This window comes from Tindallia texcoconensis, assembly GCF_055383815.1.
On record NZ_AP042431.1, the window covers coordinates 120,511 to 137,434 of the forward strand.

At 37.2% G+C, this 16,924-nt stretch carries 20 protein-coding genes; all 20 read right to left on the reverse strand.

Annotation, left to right across the window (positions count from 1 at the left end):
• Positions 1–642, reverse strand: coding sequence for a flagellar brake protein (locus ACZ47N_RS00580; protein ID WP_464887195.1), 642 nt, complete (start codon positions 640–642; stop codon positions 1–3).
• Between the two features lie 13 nt (positions 643–655).
• On the reverse strand, positions 656–1,564 hold the full coding sequence (locus tag ACZ47N_RS00585) for a MinD/ParA family protein (RefSeq protein ID WP_464887196.1): 909 nt from the start codon (positions 1,562–1,564) through the stop codon (positions 656–658).
• Positions 1,561–2,721, reverse strand: a complete 1,161-nt coding sequence (flhF, locus tag ACZ47N_RS00590; RefSeq protein ID WP_464887197.1) for a flagellar biosynthesis protein FlhF — start codon at positions 2,719–2,721, stop codon at positions 1,561–1,563. Before flhF ends, ACZ47N_RS00585 begins: the two co-directional genes overlap by 4 nt.
• Entirely contained in the window at positions 2,721–4,748 is a 2,028-nt protein-coding gene (gene flhA, locus ACZ47N_RS00595) for a flagellar biosynthesis protein FlhA (RefSeq protein ID WP_464887198.1), read from the reverse strand. The genes flhF and flhA overlap by 1 nt, the downstream gene beginning before the upstream one ends.
• On the reverse strand, positions 4,749–5,849 hold the full coding sequence (gene flhB / locus ACZ47N_RS00600; RefSeq protein WP_464887199.1) for a flagellar biosynthesis protein FlhB: 1,101 nt from the start codon (positions 5,847–5,849) through the stop codon (positions 4,749–4,751). It lies immediately after the preceding gene.
• 10 nt (positions 5,850–5,859) lie between these two features.
• Positions 5,860–6,642, reverse strand: coding sequence for a flagellar biosynthetic protein FliR (gene fliR, locus ACZ47N_RS00605; protein ID WP_464887200.1), 783 nt, complete (start codon positions 6,640–6,642; stop codon positions 5,860–5,862).
• A gap of 16 nt (positions 6,643–6,658) precedes the next feature.
• The gene (fliQ, locus tag ACZ47N_RS00610) at positions 6,659–6,928 is read right to left on the reverse strand and encodes a flagellar biosynthesis protein FliQ (RefSeq protein WP_464887201.1); all 270 of its coding nucleotides are present in this window, start codon (positions 6,926–6,928) and stop codon (positions 6,659–6,661) included.
• 11 nt (positions 6,929–6,939) lie between these two features.
• Entirely contained in the window at positions 6,940–7,761 is an 822-nt protein-coding gene (fliP, locus tag ACZ47N_RS00615; protein WP_464887202.1) for a flagellar type III secretion system pore protein FliP, read from the reverse strand.
• Positions 7,736–8,140, reverse strand: coding sequence for a hypothetical protein (locus ACZ47N_RS00620; protein WP_464887203.1), 405 nt, complete (start codon positions 8,138–8,140; stop codon positions 7,736–7,738). Before ACZ47N_RS00620 ends, fliP begins: the two co-directional genes overlap by 26 nt.
• Positions 8,141–8,157: 17 nt before the next feature.
• Positions 8,158–8,520, reverse strand: a complete 363-nt coding sequence (locus tag ACZ47N_RS00625) for a response regulator (RefSeq protein WP_464887204.1) — start codon at positions 8,518–8,520, stop codon at positions 8,158–8,160.
• A gap of 103 nt (positions 8,521–8,623) precedes the next feature.
• Positions 8,624–9,781, reverse strand: coding sequence for a flagellar motor switch phosphatase FliY (gene fliY, locus ACZ47N_RS00630; RefSeq protein WP_464887205.1), 1,158 nt, complete (start codon positions 9,779–9,781; stop codon positions 8,624–8,626).
• Positions 9,774–10,769, reverse strand: a complete 996-nt coding sequence (gene fliM, locus ACZ47N_RS00635; RefSeq protein ID WP_464887206.1) for a flagellar motor switch protein FliM — start codon at positions 10,767–10,769, stop codon at positions 9,774–9,776. Before fliM ends, fliY begins: the two co-directional genes overlap by 8 nt.
• Before the next feature lie 12 nt (positions 10,770–10,781).
• Positions 10,782–11,195, reverse strand: coding sequence for a flagellar basal body-associated FliL family protein (locus ACZ47N_RS00640; RefSeq protein ID WP_464887207.1), 414 nt, complete (start codon positions 11,193–11,195; stop codon positions 10,782–10,784).
• Positions 11,196–11,223: 28 nt separating this feature from the next.
• Positions 11,224–11,970: a flagellar motor protein MotB gene (locus tag ACZ47N_RS00645; RefSeq protein ID WP_464887208.1), complete on the reverse strand. Its 747-nt coding sequence runs from the start codon at positions 11,968–11,970 to the stop codon at positions 11,224–11,226.
• Complete coding sequence (locus ACZ47N_RS00650) at positions 11,970–12,758, reverse strand: flagellar motor protein (RefSeq protein ID WP_464887209.1); 789 nt, start codon at positions 12,756–12,758, stop codon at positions 11,970–11,972. Before ACZ47N_RS00650 ends, ACZ47N_RS00645 begins: the two co-directional genes overlap by 1 nt.
• Before the next feature lie 25 nt (positions 12,759–12,783).
• A complete protein-coding gene (locus ACZ47N_RS00655) occupies positions 12,784–12,987 on the reverse strand; it encodes a flagellar FlbD family protein (protein WP_464887210.1) in 204 nt (67 codons plus the stop codon).
• A 69-nt stretch (positions 12,988–13,056) separates the two neighbouring features.
• A complete protein-coding gene (locus ACZ47N_RS00660; protein WP_464887211.1) occupies positions 13,057–14,472 on the reverse strand; it encodes a flagellar hook protein FlgE in 1,416 nt (471 codons plus the stop codon).
• A gap of 97 nt (positions 14,473–14,569) precedes the next feature.
• Positions 14,570–14,962, reverse strand: coding sequence for a TIGR02530 family flagellar biosynthesis protein (locus tag ACZ47N_RS00665; RefSeq protein ID WP_464887212.1), 393 nt, complete (start codon positions 14,960–14,962; stop codon positions 14,570–14,572).
• Between the two features lie 68 nt (positions 14,963–15,030).
• Positions 15,031–15,459 (reverse strand): flagellar hook assembly protein FlgD, encoded by a 429-nt coding sequence (locus ACZ47N_RS00670; protein ID WP_464887213.1) that lies wholly within the window; start codon positions 15,457–15,459, stop codon positions 15,031–15,033.
• 23 nt (positions 15,460–15,482) lie between these two features.
• The gene (locus ACZ47N_RS00675; RefSeq protein ID WP_464887214.1) at positions 15,483–16,892 is read right to left on the reverse strand and encodes a flagellar hook-length control protein FliK; all 1,410 of its coding nucleotides are present in this window, start codon (positions 16,890–16,892) and stop codon (positions 15,483–15,485) included.
• Positions 16,893–16,924: the final 32 nt, after the last annotated feature.

Sequence of the window (16,924 nt, forward strand, 5' to 3'; positions counted from 1 at the left end):
CTAGATCAGTCCTTTTTTTCTCAATTCACCTTGTTTCTGGAATATAAATGCAACTAGCTTATTTCGATTTTGTTCTCCAATGTCATCAAAATGTATACCCATTTCATACCTATTATCCTCAATTCTTCTATGAATTCTAATAATAATAGCAGCCACCGAAATAATTTCTTCTTCCATAAATAAGGTGCACTCAATTTTTTCACCGATATAAAATGACTGATCCGATAATACCTTGATACCTCCTCCACTTAAATCCAATGTAAGCGCAGAGGATTCCGTATCTTTTTCCAGGCTCTTTATCTTTACTTTTATCATATAGTGCAGTCTAAAAAAGTCTCTTCGTTGTTTCTTTTTCGGTTCAGCTAGTCGAATTATTTCAAAAGCATCTAACCTTTCAAGTTTCGTTTTTCTTAAACATTCTGCTCGAAAAGTATATATACCATTTTCGTTAAAGAAAATAATATTTATTTTTTGATTTTTTCTTAAATGATATTCCAGTCCTTTGTTCATTGGAACGGATATGTAAACAGATTCCTCTCCAATTTCCAATACCTGGGAATAAAGAACTTTGGTATCATCTGGATTGTTTCTGTTTTCAATTTCTATGTCTATTTTATCTCCTATGGTCAACAATTGCTGCACTCAGTGCCACCTCCTACTTAAAGATTCCAATAAATTTTTTGATAAAGCTAGGTTCCTGCTCTATCGAAGATAAATCCAGTGATGATGAATCAATAAGTTTTTTCGCAATTAATTCAATACAACGGGATGCGTTGGATTTTGGATACATCACTAAAAACGGTGTTTGTGCTTGTACGGATTTCTTAATTCGATGATCATCAAAAACAACGCCTAAAAAATGAATTGTAAATTTCAAAAATTTATTGCTGGCATTTGACAATTTTTCAAAGTTAAAGGTTGCTTCTTCATGACTCTCTGCTCTATTCACCACCACTGAAACTTTAGTTTGATTCGATTCTTTAGATATTGCTTTGATCATAGCATACGCATCTGTTAAAGAAGTTGGCTCCGGAGTCGTTATGACTATCGTTTCATCGCTTGCATTTACAAAAGATAAAATATTTGTATTCAGACCAGCGCCTGTATCAATAATCACTACATCAAAGAGGCTGTTAAGCTCATTAAATCGGTGAATAATTCGTTGCATTTTCTCTTCAGACATTTCCAGTACATTCATAAGACCAGAACCACCAGAGATAATTTTTAAGCCTTCTGGTGCCTCACCAAGGATTTTTTCCACAGGAAGGTTTTCGTCCATAAGGTTCATGAAGGTGAATTTTGTTACGGTTCCAACCACAACATCTACATTGGCTAAACCAAAGTCAGCATCAATCACTACAGTCCTTAAACCCAAACGCGAAAGTGCAATCCCTGCATTAATAGAAAAATTTGTTTTTCCAACGCCTCCTTTACCACTAGTGACGCAAATATATCGCGGTCTACTATTTGGTTGAGGATTAAGCTCATCGATCTCAACAATGGACTTTTTTTCTTTAATTCTATTTTCCACTAAAGCTCTTAATTTGCCTGCCTGATCTGTCATTTAAAAGACTCCTTGATAAGTAGTGTAATTACTTTGTCAATGGTCACCACTTCAATATCATCCGGTACACTTTGACCTGTCGTCATGAAAGAGATAGGTTTTTTAGTAATGGCCGGAACATTCAAAATAGGTCCATATGCAGTTGCTTCATCAATTTTAGTAATAATAATCTTATAATCTTCAAGGAATTCATAATGCTTTAATATTGATTGTATGTCATGGTTCCTAGTTGTGCAACTTAATAGTAAGTATACATCTTTTTGAGGCAAACAATCCAAGAGTTTTTTAAGTTCCTCAATTTGACTTTCTTCTTTGTGATTTCTGCCAGCCGTATCAATAAAGATTGTATCTTGATCCTTTAAACGAGATAAAGCTTCGTGTATTTCATCTGTTTGGTAAATGACTTCAAGAGGTATGTTAAGAATATCACTGTAAGTTTTCAGTTGTTCAACAGCTGCAATACGATAAGTATCCGCACTTATCATTCCAACTTTTTTCCCTTCGTTTAAAGTTGCTCTTGCTGCAAGTTTTGCAATGGTTGTCGTTTTACCAACCCCTGTAGGTCCAACAAAAACAATGATTTTATTTTGTGGATCATACGGCATTATTCGCACATTTTCTTCCACAAAGCGGCTGAAACCTTCCGCTATTTGACGATCTGATGCAATATCGTCTGAACACAAGTGCAAAGGCTCAATTTCCTCTCTAATTTGGGCAGAGATTTGTGGATCTATTTCTTGATTTTGTAATAAAACTTCTAAAATATTTTCTTTAATTTCCTCTTTTTGATCATGGATATTTTGAGGGATACTTATAGATTTCTCATTATTTTCCATGATTTGAGATAACATTGTTTTTATGCCCTCCAGTTCATTTTCTAGTGATGCTGGCTGATTATGAACTTTTTGTCTAGAGGTAGTTTGGGATGATGACTCTCGGATTGATTCTTTCTTTCTTGTAACTGGATTTGGATAGGCTATTTCACTCTGTTCTTCTCTAGCCGCCACAATTTCAATCACAGGTTTTCTAAATAAACCAAAAATCCCTTTTGGTTTTATTTTGCGTTGATGAATAATCACCGCATCTGAACCCAGCTCCATCCGTACTTTCATTAGAGCTTCTTGATTATCTTTGGCTATAAATCGTTTTATTTTCATTATAGGCTCACCACCCCTACAGACTCAATTTCTACAGTTGGATCTATTTCGTTATAAGATAATATAATTAGATCGTTGGATAACTGTTCTGATATCCGTTTAAAATAAAGTCGAACGATAGGAGCTGTCACCACTATTGGCTGTTCTCCCATAGAAATAAGCTTTTGTACTTGTTTGGATAAGCTGTTAAGGATTTGTTGAATTAAATCTGGTTCTAAGGAAACATAAGTGCCACTTTCCGTCTTTTTTAAGGAGTCCATAATTTTTTGTTCTAAATGCTTATCAACAATCACTACTCGGGATGGTCGAGCTGACATAAACTGTTTTGTGATAGCTCTACTAAGTCCTTGGCGTACATATTCTGTCAACATATCCGTGTCCCTAGTGATCGTTGAATGATCCGCTAAGGTTTCCAAAATTGTCACCATGTCCCTTATGGATATACTTTCTTTTAGGAGATTGATCAACACTTTTTGAATGTCACCTAAAGACATGAGGTTTGGCATTAATTCATCCACTAAGGCCGAATTCTCTTCTTTGACATTATCAATGAGTTTCTTAACATCTTGGCGGCCCATTAATTCAAATGAGTGTTTTTTAATAATTTCTGTCAAATGGGTTGCTATTATAGATGGTGGATCTACGACCGTATATCCTGCTGTTTCCGCTTTTTCGCGTTCTTGTTCCGTGATCCATTTGGCAGGGAGTCCAAAAGCAGGTTCTACCGTATCGATTCCTTCAATATCTCCTTCTGCCATTCCTGGATTCATTGCCATATAGTGATCAAACATTATTTCTCCAGATGTAATTTCAATCCCTTTTATTTTAATCACATATTGATTTGGTTCTAATTGAATATTATCTCTTAAACGGATCATTGGAACAATAATCCCAAGCTCTAAAGCACATTGTCGTCGGATCATAATTAAACGATCAAAAAGGTCACCACCTTGACTCGCATCTGCCAAAGGCAATATCCCATAACCAAACTCTAGTTCAATAGGATCTACGTTTAATAGAGGCATTACATTTTCTGGCTTTCTCTTTTCCTCTAATTCTTCTTCTACAGCATCAGCTGGTTCTTCAACTGGTAACTGGTTCATTTCACGCCGCAGACTTATTCCAAGAATTAAAAATACAATTGACAATGACATAAAGGGAAATGTTGGTAGAGGAGTGATGGCAAAGAAAAACAATACTCCTGAGATAATGAGCATGACGGTTGGTTGTTGGAATAATTGTTTTAATACATCGCCGCCCAAATTACCTTCAGATGCTGCTCGCGTAACCACAATACCAGTTCCTGTTGATATTAAGAGGGCAGGTATTTGCGTCACCAACCCATCCCCCACCGTAAGCATTGTATATACTTGAATTGCTTCGACAAAAGACATCCCACCGATGGCAACTCCAATCACAAATCCTGCAATAATATTAATTAAAGTAATTAATATTCCAGCTATAGCATCGCCTTTTACAAATTTACTAGCACCATCCATGGCACCGTAAAAATCAGCTTCTTGCTGTATTTTTTTTCTCCGGTCACGAGCTTGAATATCGTCTATTAATCCGGTATTGAGATCTGCATCAATAGCCATCTGTTTTCCTGGCATAGCATCCAAAGTAAAACGCGCAGCTACTTCAGCTACTCGCTCTGAGCCTTTCGTAATTACCAAAAATTGAACTAAAACGATGATGACAAAGACAATAAATCCAACAATGGCATTTCCTTGCATGACAAAATGACCAAAAGTATCGATAACACTGCCTGCATCCCCTTGAGATAATATATATCGAGTTGTTGTAATGTTCAAAGAAAGGCGAAACAAAGTGGTTACTAAAAGAATCGAAGGAAAGATGGAGAAATCCAGAGCTTCTTTTATGTACATGGATAATATAAGAATTAGTAAGGCTAATGATATATTTAAGCTGAGTAACACATCCACAGCACCAAGCGGGATGGGAATCACGATAATAACTACAATAGCAATAACTGCTAAAACAACAAAAATATCCCCTTTGTTCACCTAAGACCCCCCTTTTTTTGATTGATTTAGTTGATAAACATATGCCAGTATTTCAGCAACCGATTCATATAAGTCAGGAGGGATTGCATCACCAATACCTACTGTTTCGTACAAAGTTTTTGCTAGATAACGATTTTCCACCGTAGGAACGTCCTTCTCAAAAGCAATTTTTTTTATATTTTGCGCTACTAAATTTTGACCTTTTGCTAAGACCAACGGCGCAGTATGTTCACCTGGTGAGTATTTTAAAGCGATGGCATAATGGGTTGGGTTTGTTACCACTACATCTGCTTTAGGAACTTCATCCATCATTCGTCGCATGGATATTTGCATCTGTTTTTGCCTTATTTTCGATTTGATTTTCGGATCTCCTTCAATTTGCTTTTGTTCATCTTTTACTTCTTGTTTACTCATTTTCAACTTTTTTTCATATTCATATCGCTGATAAAAGTAATCTAAAATCCCAAGTAAAACCAATATTATTCCAGCACGAAACCCGATGTTAAAAGTAATTCGTCTAATTATAGCCACGGTTTGTTCCACATCAAGCATGGTAAGACTAAAGATTGTTTGTAGCTGTCCTGCTAAATAGACAACTACAATATACGTAATAAATCCAATTTTTACTAGAGACTTAAATAATTCCATAACCTTTTCCATGGAAAACAGTTTTTTTAATCCCTTTATTGGGCTTAACTTGTTCAGTTTTGGTTGCAATGGTTTAGTAGTCAATAAAAAACCAACTTGCATATAGCTGCACAGTAATCCAATAACTAATACAACCGCTGCCAAGGGCGAAATAATTATAATTAAATTTATAACAATCCCAAAAACTAATTGATGTATATTGGAAATACTATATAAATTTTGATCTAACATCAGATTTTCATATGTGTTAATGGTTAAAACACTCATCCTGCTTCCATAGTACCCAGAAAGCAAAAAAAGCAGGACAAACGCAGCAAGCAGAGTGAAAGCTGTGTTAACTTCCTTGCTAAATAGCACCTGTCCTTCTTCGCGTGATTTTTTTCTTTTCCGCGGTGTTGCTTGCTCCGTTTTTTCTTGATCAGCAAAAAGCTGAAGATCAATCAACAGTATCATGTAACCATCCCTATGCAAGGATTCGCATAAAATTATAAATCCCATAGAATATTTGCTCGAAAAAACTTTCTGAAAAAGGTATGATTGCTTGCAGTGTGATCCAAATTGTAAGAAGACCCACAATAATTCGTAGGGGCATCCCCACAACAAAAACATTAATTTGAGGCATTGTTTTAGCGAAAATTCCTAAGACTACGTTTGCTAGGAAAGCCGTCATCATCACAGGGGCGCTAATCACAAAAGCTAACACAGTAATATTTCTGAAAATGACTACCATAAATTCAACGACATTAAGGTCAATGGTTAGTCTGTGCCCTATCGGAAGAAACTGGTAGCTATCGTAGATCGCCCTTATAAACATATGATGCCCATTAATCCCTAGAAATAGCAAAATGAAAATAATGTTGTAAAAATTACCAAATATAGGAACTTCCATATCGGTCAGTGGATCAATAACATTCGCAAGAGCAAAGCCTGTTTGACGATCCATAATCGTTCCTGCTAAGAAAAACATGGCGAAATAAACAGAGCCTATAAACCCTATTGCGAGTCCTATAAGTAGCTCTTGAATCACATAATAAGCAAATAAGACAAGGTTTTCAAAAGCTACTAATGATGAACCACCCACCAACGGTAAGAGTATAAATGAAATCATTACCGATGCACCAATTCGTGCCATCATTGGTATATTCTCATTTCCCATTACTGGCATAATAGCAAAGAACCCAGTAACCCTCACCAAAATAAGCAAGAAAGTATCAATTTGTGTCAGCAGAAAATCTAAAATCATCATCAGAACCCTTCAGTATTTATTGAATAAAACGGCCCAAATCCGTAAATAATTCATTGGTGAAATTGATGATTAAGGATAATAGCCAGGGTGAAAAAATAATGACAGAGGCAAATACAGCCACTATTTTAGGCACAAATGTTAGAGTCTGTTCTTGAATAGAGGTGATTGTCTGAAAAATACTAACCGTTAAGCCTACAATTAACCCAAAGCCTAACATAGGCGCTGACATCAATAAAATAGTTAACATTGTTTGTTGGCCTAACTCAATAATCAGCCCTTCATCCATGCAACCCCTCCTTAATTAAAGCTTCCTACCAAAGAGCGAATAATAATGTTCCATCCATCCACCATTATAAATAAAAGTAATTTAAAGGGTAAAGAAATCATCGCTGGGGGAAGCATCATCATCCCCATAGATAGTAGCGTACTGGCAATCACCATATCTAAGACAATAAAGGGTATAAAGAGTACAAAACCCATTTGGAAAGCAGTTTTAATCTCACTAATAATGAAAGAAGGTATCAATACACTGTTAGAAATTGAATCCAGATCCTCTGTAGGAGCTTCTTCTGCAATCTCCATAAACATAGCTAAGTCACTTTCTCTGGTCTGTCTAAACATAAACTCTCTTATAGGTTGCATTGCTTCTTCAAAGGCTTCAATTTGATTAATATCCTCATTAAGATAAGGTTGAAATGCATTTTCATTAATATCTGCAATGACTGTTCTCATGGTAAATAGTGTTAAAAACAAAGCTAATCCTATAATAATTTGGTTAGGAGGCGTCGTCTGAGTCGCTAGTGCTCTTCGTATAAATCCGAGGACAATAACAATTCTAGTGAAGCTAGTCAGCATGATTAAAATGGCTGGTGCAAGGGATAACACTGTAAGCAATAAAAGAATTTGAACCGTTGCAGCAACTTCCTCAGGGCCTTCTGCTTCATTGAAGTTGATATCAAAACCTGGTATTGGGATTTGAGCAGCTTCTGCTGTAATGGGGATACTAAAAAAGGTTAGGAAAAGAATGAACGCTATTACTAGTATCATGGACGAGTATTCAAATCGATTTTGCTTTTTTTTGAGGGTGAATTCTCTAATCCTTATCACGCTTGTGTTCATTCTCCTTTCTACCTATCCAGCAGCTTCTTAGACTATCTACGATAGCGTAGGGTCCAGATCTATTTGAATATCCTTGATTTTTTTCTTGCTCCAAATCCCATCTGCTCGTTGATTTTTTCCACTCTTCGTAGCTCATACGATCAAGCTGTTCGAGATTTTTTCCGTTAGTTGCCATCACATACACATGCTGTCCGATTTTCACCACAGAGATCACTATACCACCTGGCAACTGGGTCCTCTCTAGCATACTAATACGACGCCCTTTAGCTAAGCTGCTGGTTTTTTTTCCAATCCAAACCGTCGTATAATAAGCAGCTAAAATAATTCCAACAGTTGTTATGAGGTATAGGAACATTGAACCAATAAAATTAGCACCCAAATCCAACACCCATTCTGTTATCCAATAACTTTTTGCACAGCTTCCAGCACTCTCTCCGCTTGGAAAGGCTTAACAATAAAATCTTTTGCACCTGCTTGTATGGCTTCTATAACCATACTTTGCTGACCCATGGCTGAACACATAATAATCTTAGCATTCGGATCGATTTCTTTAATTTTTTTTACTGCTTCAATACCGTCAACCTCAGGCATGGTTATGTCCATAATGGTTAATTCTGGTGTTAGTTCTTTAAATTTTTCAATGGCAATAGCCCCATTTTCAGCTTCCCCTACTACTTCCATGCCATTCTTCGTTAAAACATCTTTGATCATCATTCTCATAAAAGCTGCATCATCAACTATTAAAATTCCATTTGCCATTCTTGTTCCTCCTTATGTTTTGTTCTTAGTGATCGGAAAGATCAAAAACAATTAACTGATCTTGGTCAGTTATTATATCATATCTAGCCGTAAAAATAATCTATCAAATTTTAGAAAAGCGTTTATTGGGGTTTACAATATCTGTAATTCGAATTCCATAGTTCTCATCAATCACTACAACTTCGCCTTTAGCTACATATTGACCATTCACCATAATATCTAAGGGCTCCCCTACAATACGATCTAGCTCAACAATGGTTCCAGGACCAAATTCCAATACTTCGTTGATTTTCTTAACAGTTCTTCCTAGCTCCACGGTTACTTTTAGTGGTACGTCCTGAATGAGAGAAATATTCTCTGGTATGCCCCTTCCAGCAGGTTCCTCATCAAAAGACTGAAACTGAGCTGGTTCAACATTTACATTCTTTTTGACCTGTCTTGGTGGTTCTGGTTCTTCATCAAAATTAAGATCAAAATCTTGACTCTTTTCATTCGCTGCTACCGACTGAGTTGGAGATGGTTTTTCATAGGATGGTTCTGGAGTAGATTCCGGTGGTGCTGCTACAGATTCATCACCACTCTCTGGCATAAGTGTTCTTACCATTTCCCTGGCGAAATCCAAGGGAATCAGTTGCATAATCTCACTATCGATTAAGCCTTCAATTTCCATTTTAAAAGATATTCGAATAAGATTTTCATCGAGATTAGAAAAATATTCATTTAAATCAGGAGTTTTCATATCCAAACGAAAAGGTTTTGGTGGGCTTATATCGATTTTTTTCATAAACATTTCAGACAACGAAGTGGCAGAAGAACCTACCATCTGATTCATAGCTTCTGCTATAGCGCTCAAATGCAAATCTGAAATTGGTTCATCGGTTTTTTCAGGTTCTTGACCCATCATCAGGTTTGTAATAATTTTGACATCATTTTCTCTTAAAACCATAAGATTAGTGCCTTCAATACCCTCTTTATACCCTACTTCCACAGCAACAAAAGGTACTGGGTACTCTTCAGATATTTCCTTTAAAGACATCAGTGAGACTTTAGGTGTCGTAATGACTACTTTATGATTTAGCAATGTCGATAGGGTTGTAGCAGCAGTTCCCATACTAATATTGCCAATCTCACCTATCGTATCTTTTTCCTGATCTGTAAATCGCACTTCTTCCGTATTTTTTTCCTTATCTTGATCCGACGACTCATCACCACCACCATTAAGCAGCGCATCTATTTCTTCCTGGGATAACATATCACTCATCGTCTTCCTCCCCTTTCAATTCCTTGCCCACAATCTTGACTGCTAGCTTGTTGCTACTCGTACCTGGCACGGCCGTATATTTCGCTTTATCACCAACGTAAAGCAATACTTCGCTTTCCACCGGAGTGTCAAGTTCAATCACATCGCCAATCTGTAATTGAATAAAATCTTTTACTGTAATATGGGTATGAGCAATTTCAGCGATAATATCCACATTGGTTTTCTCTATCCGATTTTGAAGTTTTTGTCGATCTTCTTCCGTCACAGTCTTGCTAACGCTAGCAAACCAAAACTTTGTACTGAGCTTGTCAATAATTGGCTCTAAGACGATATGCGGCAGGCAAATATTAAGCATTCCTTCAACATCACCGATTTTCAGGTTTAGTGTCACTAATGCAATGGTTTCATTAGGTGAAACAATTTGAGCAAACTGTGGGTTTGTTTCAATTTTTTCAAATCGTGGGCTCAATTCTATTACATTTTCCCAAGGGTCAATTAATAATTCTGATACCTGGCGTTTTAATCTTTTAAGCAGTGTTAACTCGATTTCTGTAAAAGTTCTACTTTCATTAAAGGGTTTTCCGCTGCCTCCCAAAATACGATCAATAATATTAAATGCAATGACTGGCGATAAATCAATGATGACCTGTCCTGAAAGCGGCTCAAAATTCACAATAGATAATACGGCTGGATTCACAACAGAATTACTGAATTCGTAATACGTAATTTCTTCTACATTGATAACTTCTGCGTGAATGTACGTACGCAAATAGCCAGAAAGAAATGTATTAAGTGCTCTAGCAAAATTCTCATGAATGATTTGCAATGTTTTCAGCTGGTCTTTTGCAAGTTTTTTCGGGCTCCTAAAGTCATATAATTTTACTTTCGACTCTTCTTTTTCATCCCTCATTTCATCTGCATCTACTTCACCGCTACTTAATTGAGACAGCAACGCATCTATTTCATTTTGGGACAGTACGTCTGCCAAAGTTGCCACCTCCTACTGAACGATATAGTCAATAAAGTAAACATTGGTAACTTCATCAGAATCAACAGCTGCTGAAATTATTTCAATTAATTCCTGTCGAAGAGCTTGTTGTCCATCAGGCGTCAAAACATCATCTGGCGATTTGTTAATGAGCGTTTTTATAACACGATCTCTTAATACTGCATTCTTCTCTTCAAAAACTCCAATCAAATTTCTATTGGTTGTTTCTAGCACAATTTCGCCATTAAAGAAACTACGTTGATTCCCTAAATTTGTTGAAAACTCGCCTATATTATGTTCATAAGTTGGTAGGGGTTGGTCGTTATCTGTGCTTCTGAAAACAAATAAATAGAGCAATGCCCCCACCAAAATAGCCGTGATTAAAAAAGCAATTAGGGAAATGATAACAATTTTTTTCAGTTCCATAAATTCAACTCCTTGTTGTTACATATCATTATAAAGTACCACTGGAAAACTCTGAACGAAGCACTACCAAGTCCACCCTTCGATTTTGCGCCTTATTCTCTGGTGTATCATTAGGCGCCACTGGCTGGTATTCTCCATATCCTGCAGCTCTGAAGCGTAGGGGCGTAAGATTAAGTTCTTCAATCATATGCCGTACCACCGTAGCAGATCTTGCAACAGATAACTCCCAATTCGTTGGAAATGCAGCGCCAGGTCTTAGAGGATCCGAATCTGTGTGGCCCTCGACACTAATTCCTTTGTCTAAAAACTCAGGTTCAGAAAGTACCTGTCCTATAAAAGCTAAAATTTCTTCCGAAGCAGGTTTAATCTCTGCTCTTCCAGAATCAAACAAAACATTGTCCTGGAATCGAAGTACTAACCCTCTTGTTTGAAGTGTTACTAATACGTCTGCCTGTAGCTCCCTTTCTTCCAGAAACTCTTCCAATCTTTCTTTTAAATGCCTAAAATCCTCGAGTTCTTCTAGCTCTTTTAGGGTTAAATCATCCATAGCTGCTTCAGAAAGAACTTCACTAGGTTCAATGGTTCGACCTGAATCCAACACCCCTACAGCTCCTTGAAAAGATCGCACAAAAGCATCCAGCTTCGCAACATCTATTTCAGAAAAAGCAAACAAGAGAACAAAAAAGCAAAGCAGTAATGTGACCATATCTCCATACGTAGTCATCCACAATGGTGCGCCTGGTTTTTGTTCTTCTTGAGGTTTTTTGCGAGCCATTATGTTTCCTCACCTTTCTCTTTCTGTTGATTAATTTCTTCTCTGATTTTAGGAGGTAAGAAAGCCTTGAGTTTTTCTTCTATGATCCTCGGATTTTCACCAGCTTGGATTGAAAGCATTCCTTCTAACATAATTTCTTTCAAAAGCACTTCTTCTCTACTTCGGATTTTGAGTTTATTGGCTATGGGTAAAAACAAAAGATTGGCCAACAAAGATCCATAAAACGTTGTAATAAGAGCAACCGCCATGGCAGGTCCAATTGTAGAAGGATCATCAAGTTGACGCAACATGTTGATCAAGCCAATAAGGGTACCAATCATTCCAAAAGCCGGCGAAAACGCCCCTAAGGTTTCGAAAATCCCTTGACCTTCTTTGTGTCTTTCTTCTACAAAAGAAAGCTCTGTCTCTAAAAGATTCCGAACAAGTTCTGGATCCGTACCATCCACTACCAACATAACGCCTTTTTGTAAAAATGCATCGTCTATTTCTCCAGAAGCTTCTTCCAGGGCTAGCAATCCTTCTTTTCGAGCCGTATTTGCCAACTCGATGATTTTTTCAATAATAGATCCAGCTTCTAAAGTATTTGTAGAAAAGGCTTTTTTTACTACTTTCATTGCTTCTATTACTTTAAATAATGGGTAGGCTACAAAGGTAGCAGAAATAGTTCCTCCAACTACAATTAGTAAGGAAGGTAGATTAAGATATGTAATGATTTCTCCGTCCTGCATAATCCCCATAACAATAAAAATTAATCCAACGATTATACCGGCAATGGTTGCTAAATCCAAAACAGCACCTCTTTTCCTTTTTGCATTAAAAATCTTTTTTGAAATTTTGTTGATGTATTTTACGCTTGTACTCAATAACTTTATCTACCAAAGTGGTTGCGTTCTCCATTACTAGGATTTTACTCCCTGTGGTTAAGGTGATTACAGTGTCAGGAGTCTCTTCTACATACTGAATGAGTTCAGCATTGACAATCATTTCACTCTTATTCAATCGCGTCAATTTTATCATAAAATCACCCTATTATGTACTGGAGATTCAACAAGTTGGCTGAACCTCCAATATCAATTTTTATATTTCTTATCGTTTCATGTTTACTACTTCTTGTAACATTTCATCACTGGTCGTAATAATTCTTGAATTCGCTTGGAATCCACGCTGTGTCGTAATCATATTAGTAAACTCTCTAGAAAGGTCTGTATTGGACATTTCTAAGGCAGAAGGATTAAGTGCACCAAGGCCACCAGATCCAGGAGTACCCACCATAGCTTGACCAGAGTTGTTTGATGCACGATATAAATTACTCCCATCTTTTTCTAAGCCAGCTGGATTTCGAAAGTTCGCTAAGGCTACCTGCCCAATGACACGAGACTGACCATTGTCAAAGACACCTGTAATTTCACCACTTGAAGCAACACTAAAATCCACTAAACTCCCTTGCTTATATCCATCAATATCTAAAGCAGCTGCTGTTGATTCGTTTGCAAACATAGTGAGCTTAGAATAGTCGATACTAAAATCCAATTGGCCAGCTCCATTTGTAGCACCAGCACTTATCGATAAATCTTTATTAAAGCCACCCTCATGATTCACCATCTTCCCATCTTCATTAAAATAAACACGGTGCTGTGCTGGGTCACCTAAATTATCAGGATCCGGATCCAAAGGATCAGCCGCTCCAGTAAATGGATATAATGTGCCATCATCACCAACGTAAAAAGTTAATACATCAAAAGCACTCACGTTGATGTCTTCTCCATCCACTTCAACTTGATCCTCTTGTGGAGTTTTTATAAACACCTGCTTTATTTGATGTTCTCCGCCTAAATTATCATATACTTCAAAAGTCGTTTCTCTTGCCACATACTGTTCTTGGCCAGATCTTATGCGAAAGTTATCCTCATCATTTAAAACTCCGTTTTCTCCAACAATTTCAGCTCCTGTAAACGTTGACGTAGTACTATCTAGATTCCCTTCAAACCCTACATTGTTTGTTTGTTCTGCGTCAAATGTTTGAGCTCTTGAAATAACAAGCCCTTCTAAATTTGTTCCAAGCACACCATTTTCATCCGCCATATATCCTAAAACCCTCATGCCACCAGGGGTAACCAGGTTGCCTTGTCTGTCCAGGGCGAAATCCCCAGCCCGTGTATAACTCTTATCTTGAAAGTTCGGATCTGAAGAAACCATAAAAAATCCGTCTCCGTTAATCATCATATCCGTATTAACACCTGTCGTTTCAACGGCACCACGAACATGTAATGTATCCATTGAGTTAACAGTCATACCTAGGCCAACTTGCTGAGGATTGGTACCTCCTCGACCTCCCTGGGGAGATCCTGCACCCGCGAGAGTTTGGTTGAATACATCCTGAAACGTGGTTCTATTGGCTTTAAATCCTACGGTATTAACATTAGCAATGTTATTACCAATGCTGTCCATTCGCAGCTGATGGGCGCTCAAGCCCGAAACAGCTGAAAACATTGATCGCATCATATTAAATAACCTCCTGTATTTTGTTTCACTTCCTCTGTCAGTCAGAAGTGACAAGCCTCCACATGGTGGTCCAGCTTGATCATAGTTAATTTAAATTTTAAACAATTACTGCTCCATCAATATTGGTGAATGTTTGTTCCTTAAGTTGATCTTCCACCGCTGCCGTGATCACTGTTTTATTCTGAACACTAGCTATAAAAGCCCTGTTATCCATCATAATAAGGGTTTCACGAATGCCTTTTTGTGCTGCTCGATTCAAGCCTTGATCCAGTCGTTTCAATTCTTGTGCTGTTAATTGTATGTTGCGCTGCTGAAGTCTCTCTGCTGCATGCTTAGAAAACATGACACCTTCCTTTTGCTTTAACTGATTCGCTAAAACATCGCCAAACCCTTTACCATCGCAGATAGGCTTGTGAGTAGACCTCCCCTGTTCCGTATTAAGCGGAATAGGATTAAATCCTTTCTGTATCTTCATCCTGAAATCATTCATGATCTCGCCTCCTGGCTACCATCTGATCGATGGTCTATCTGCTGGTCTCATAGATCATCCTTTATTGTTTATTCTTCTTCTGGTGCCTCTATTTCTACTTCGACGTCCTCATCAGGTGCATCTTCTTCATCAACATTTCCTGGATTTTCTGCCAAGTAGGCTTCCAGAACTTCTGCTAAATACCCTATTTGAACAGCAACCGTTGCATGTCCTTCCACCATATTATTATTCATAATTTTCATATGCTCCATCATGTTTTCATGATTGCTTTTCATTGATTCATTCATGTTTTGCATTTGTTCTAAAGAACTAAATTGAGCCATTTGGGCAATGAATTCACGGTCTTCCATAGGGTTTAGTGGGTCCTGATTACTTAACTGAGTGGTTAGTAGTTTCATAAAGGCGTCTTTATCAAGATTGTCGTTATGCGTATTTTTTGTGGCCTTCGGGTCATAAATATTGGAATTCCCTATTCCTTGAACATTATTATTCGGCATTTTAAATCTCCTTTCATTCATCATTATCCCAAGCGATCAAAGCCTTCTGAACTGATATAAGGATTATGGCTAATGTCAGATGGATTTATTTTCCCAATCATTTGACCTGAAGATTCCCCCTCCGAAGAAATTCCTCGTTTGCGTTTTCCTTTAGCCATTTCATATTGGAATTCTCTTTGTTTTTCATATGCTTCAGGGTCTTTTCCAACAAACACTTCTAGTCCAAGAACATTAATTCCTTTACCTGCCAAAGCATCTTTTAATTGTCCAAAATTGTTTTCAATCATATCCCTAGCATAAGCAGTTTCTGCAAATATTCTAGCAGTCATATTTCCGTCTTGGCTGGTTAGTTGAACCGTAAGTTTCCCTAAATGTTCAGGAATCAACTGCATTTCTAGGCGGCTTTCACCCTTATCGTGAAGCATACTGATCTTTGTGACTAATTCATCCATCATACGATTTTGAATTTCTGTCTTTTCAGTTTTTACATCTTCTACCAACTGATGATTTTTTTCTAATAAAGCTTCGATTTCTTGGAAAGGAATCGTTATTTCATTATCTAGCTTATTCTCTGTTTGCACCAGTTTTTGCTCCGCCATAGAGATAAAACCATCTTTTTCTTGGGATCCACCCTGTTCTTTGCCTTCCTTCATCTCCGGGTCTAGGTTTAATTCCTTCGAGATTTTGGTTGTTTTTCCCTCCCCATCATTTTGATGAGATTCACTGACTTCTCTTAAAGGCTTTCCCTTATCCCCATCTTCTTTCAAAGATTTGATCTGTTGCACATTGTCACATGTTAATTGGTTAAAAATCTTTTCTTTACCAGATTCATCTGCGTCTAACCGATCTTGGATTTGTTGTAAACTTTTTGTTAAGGCATGAATAAATTCATTTAATTCGCTTTCCAAACTAATCTGATTTAAAGCATCTTTTAATTCCTCTAAACTTCCCGAAATCAACTCAACCACTTTTTCAAATGATTCAGAGTCAGACCATCCACCAGCTATATCCATTTTTTGAAAGACTTCTATAAGCTCTTCAAAAACAAACATTTTCTCAGAATCACCCTGGTTCAATAATGCCATCAACTTCTTTAGTTGATCATCGGTTAACCTTTCAAAAAGAGCTTCCAAGTCTATCTCTTCTGCAACATTATCACTGACTGAATCTAGTTTTTTCATCATCTGTTTAATGTCTTTTTCTGATATCGTTTTTTTTGTCTGTCCAATTGCTTTAGAAACTCGATTAGATGGAACACCTTTATGCGAATCATGGCGGCCTATGTTGTTAACCTTAGTCTCTGACGCAAACGAACTATCTTGTTGAAGCCAGCGACTAAAAGTTTCTTGTGCAGATTTGTTTGGCATTGAAAAGGATCTGTCTTCTTGCGGCTTCATAGTGAAATGAACGACATTCGATATTGAAACACCCATTTTTTTCACCTCCTTTCAGGTAGTTATCTATC

What these genes read in the sequence shown, in the direction of transcription:
- ACZ47N_RS00585 (WP_464887196.1), bottom strand. Translation starts at nt 1,564, where the DNA reads ATGACAGATCAGGCAGGCAAATTAAGAGCTTTAGTGGAAAATAGAATT.
- flhF (WP_464887197.1), bottom strand. Translation starts at nt 2,721, where the DNA reads ATGAAAATAAAACGATTTATAGCCAAAGATAATCAAGAAGCTCTAATG.
- flhB (WP_464887199.1), bottom strand. Translation starts at nt 5,849, where the DNA reads ATGATACTGTTGATTGATCTTCAGCTTTTTGCTGATCAAGAAAAAACG.
- fliR (WP_464887200.1), bottom strand. Translation starts at nt 6,642, where the DNA reads ATGATGATTTTAGATTTTCTGCTGACACAAATTGATACTTTCTTGCTT.
- fliQ (WP_464887201.1), bottom strand. Translation starts at nt 6,928, where the DNA reads ATGGATGAAGGGCTGATTATTGAGTTAGGCCAACAAACAATGTTAACT.
- fliP (WP_464887202.1), bottom strand. Translation starts at nt 7,761, where the DNA reads ATGAACACAAGCGTGATAAGGATTAGAGAATTCACCCTCAAAAAAAAG.
- ACZ47N_RS00625 (WP_464887204.1), bottom strand. Translation starts at nt 8,520, where the DNA reads ATGGCAAATGGAATTTTAATAGTTGATGATGCAGCTTTTATGAGAATG.
- fliY (WP_464887205.1), bottom strand. Translation starts at nt 9,781, where the DNA reads ATGAGTGATATGTTATCCCAGGAAGAAATAGATGCGCTGCTTAATGGT.
- ACZ47N_RS00640 (WP_464887207.1), bottom strand. Translation starts at nt 11,195, where the DNA reads ATGGAACTGAAAAAAATTGTTATCATTTCCCTAATTGCTTTTTTAATC.
- ACZ47N_RS00645 (WP_464887208.1), bottom strand. Translation starts at nt 11,970, where the DNA reads ATGGCTCGCAAAAAACCTCAAGAAGAACAAAAACCAGGCGCACCATTG.
- ACZ47N_RS00655 (WP_464887210.1), bottom strand. Translation starts at nt 12,987, where the DNA reads ATGATAAAATTGACGCGATTGAATAAGAGTGAAATGATTGTCAATGCT.
- ACZ47N_RS00660 (WP_464887211.1), bottom strand. Translation starts at nt 14,472, where the DNA reads ATGATGCGATCAATGTTTTCAGCTGTTTCGGGCTTGAGCGCCCATCAG.
- ACZ47N_RS00665 (WP_464887212.1), bottom strand. Translation starts at nt 14,962, where the DNA reads ATGAATGATTTCAGGATGAAGATACAGAAAGGATTTAATCCTATTCCG.
- ACZ47N_RS00670 (WP_464887213.1), bottom strand. Translation starts at nt 15,459, where the DNA reads ATGCCGAATAATAATGTTCAAGGAATAGGGAATTCCAATATTTATGAC.
- ACZ47N_RS00675 (WP_464887214.1), bottom strand. Translation starts at nt 16,892, where the DNA reads ATGGGTGTTTCAATATCGAATGTCGTTCATTTCACTATGAAGCCGCAA.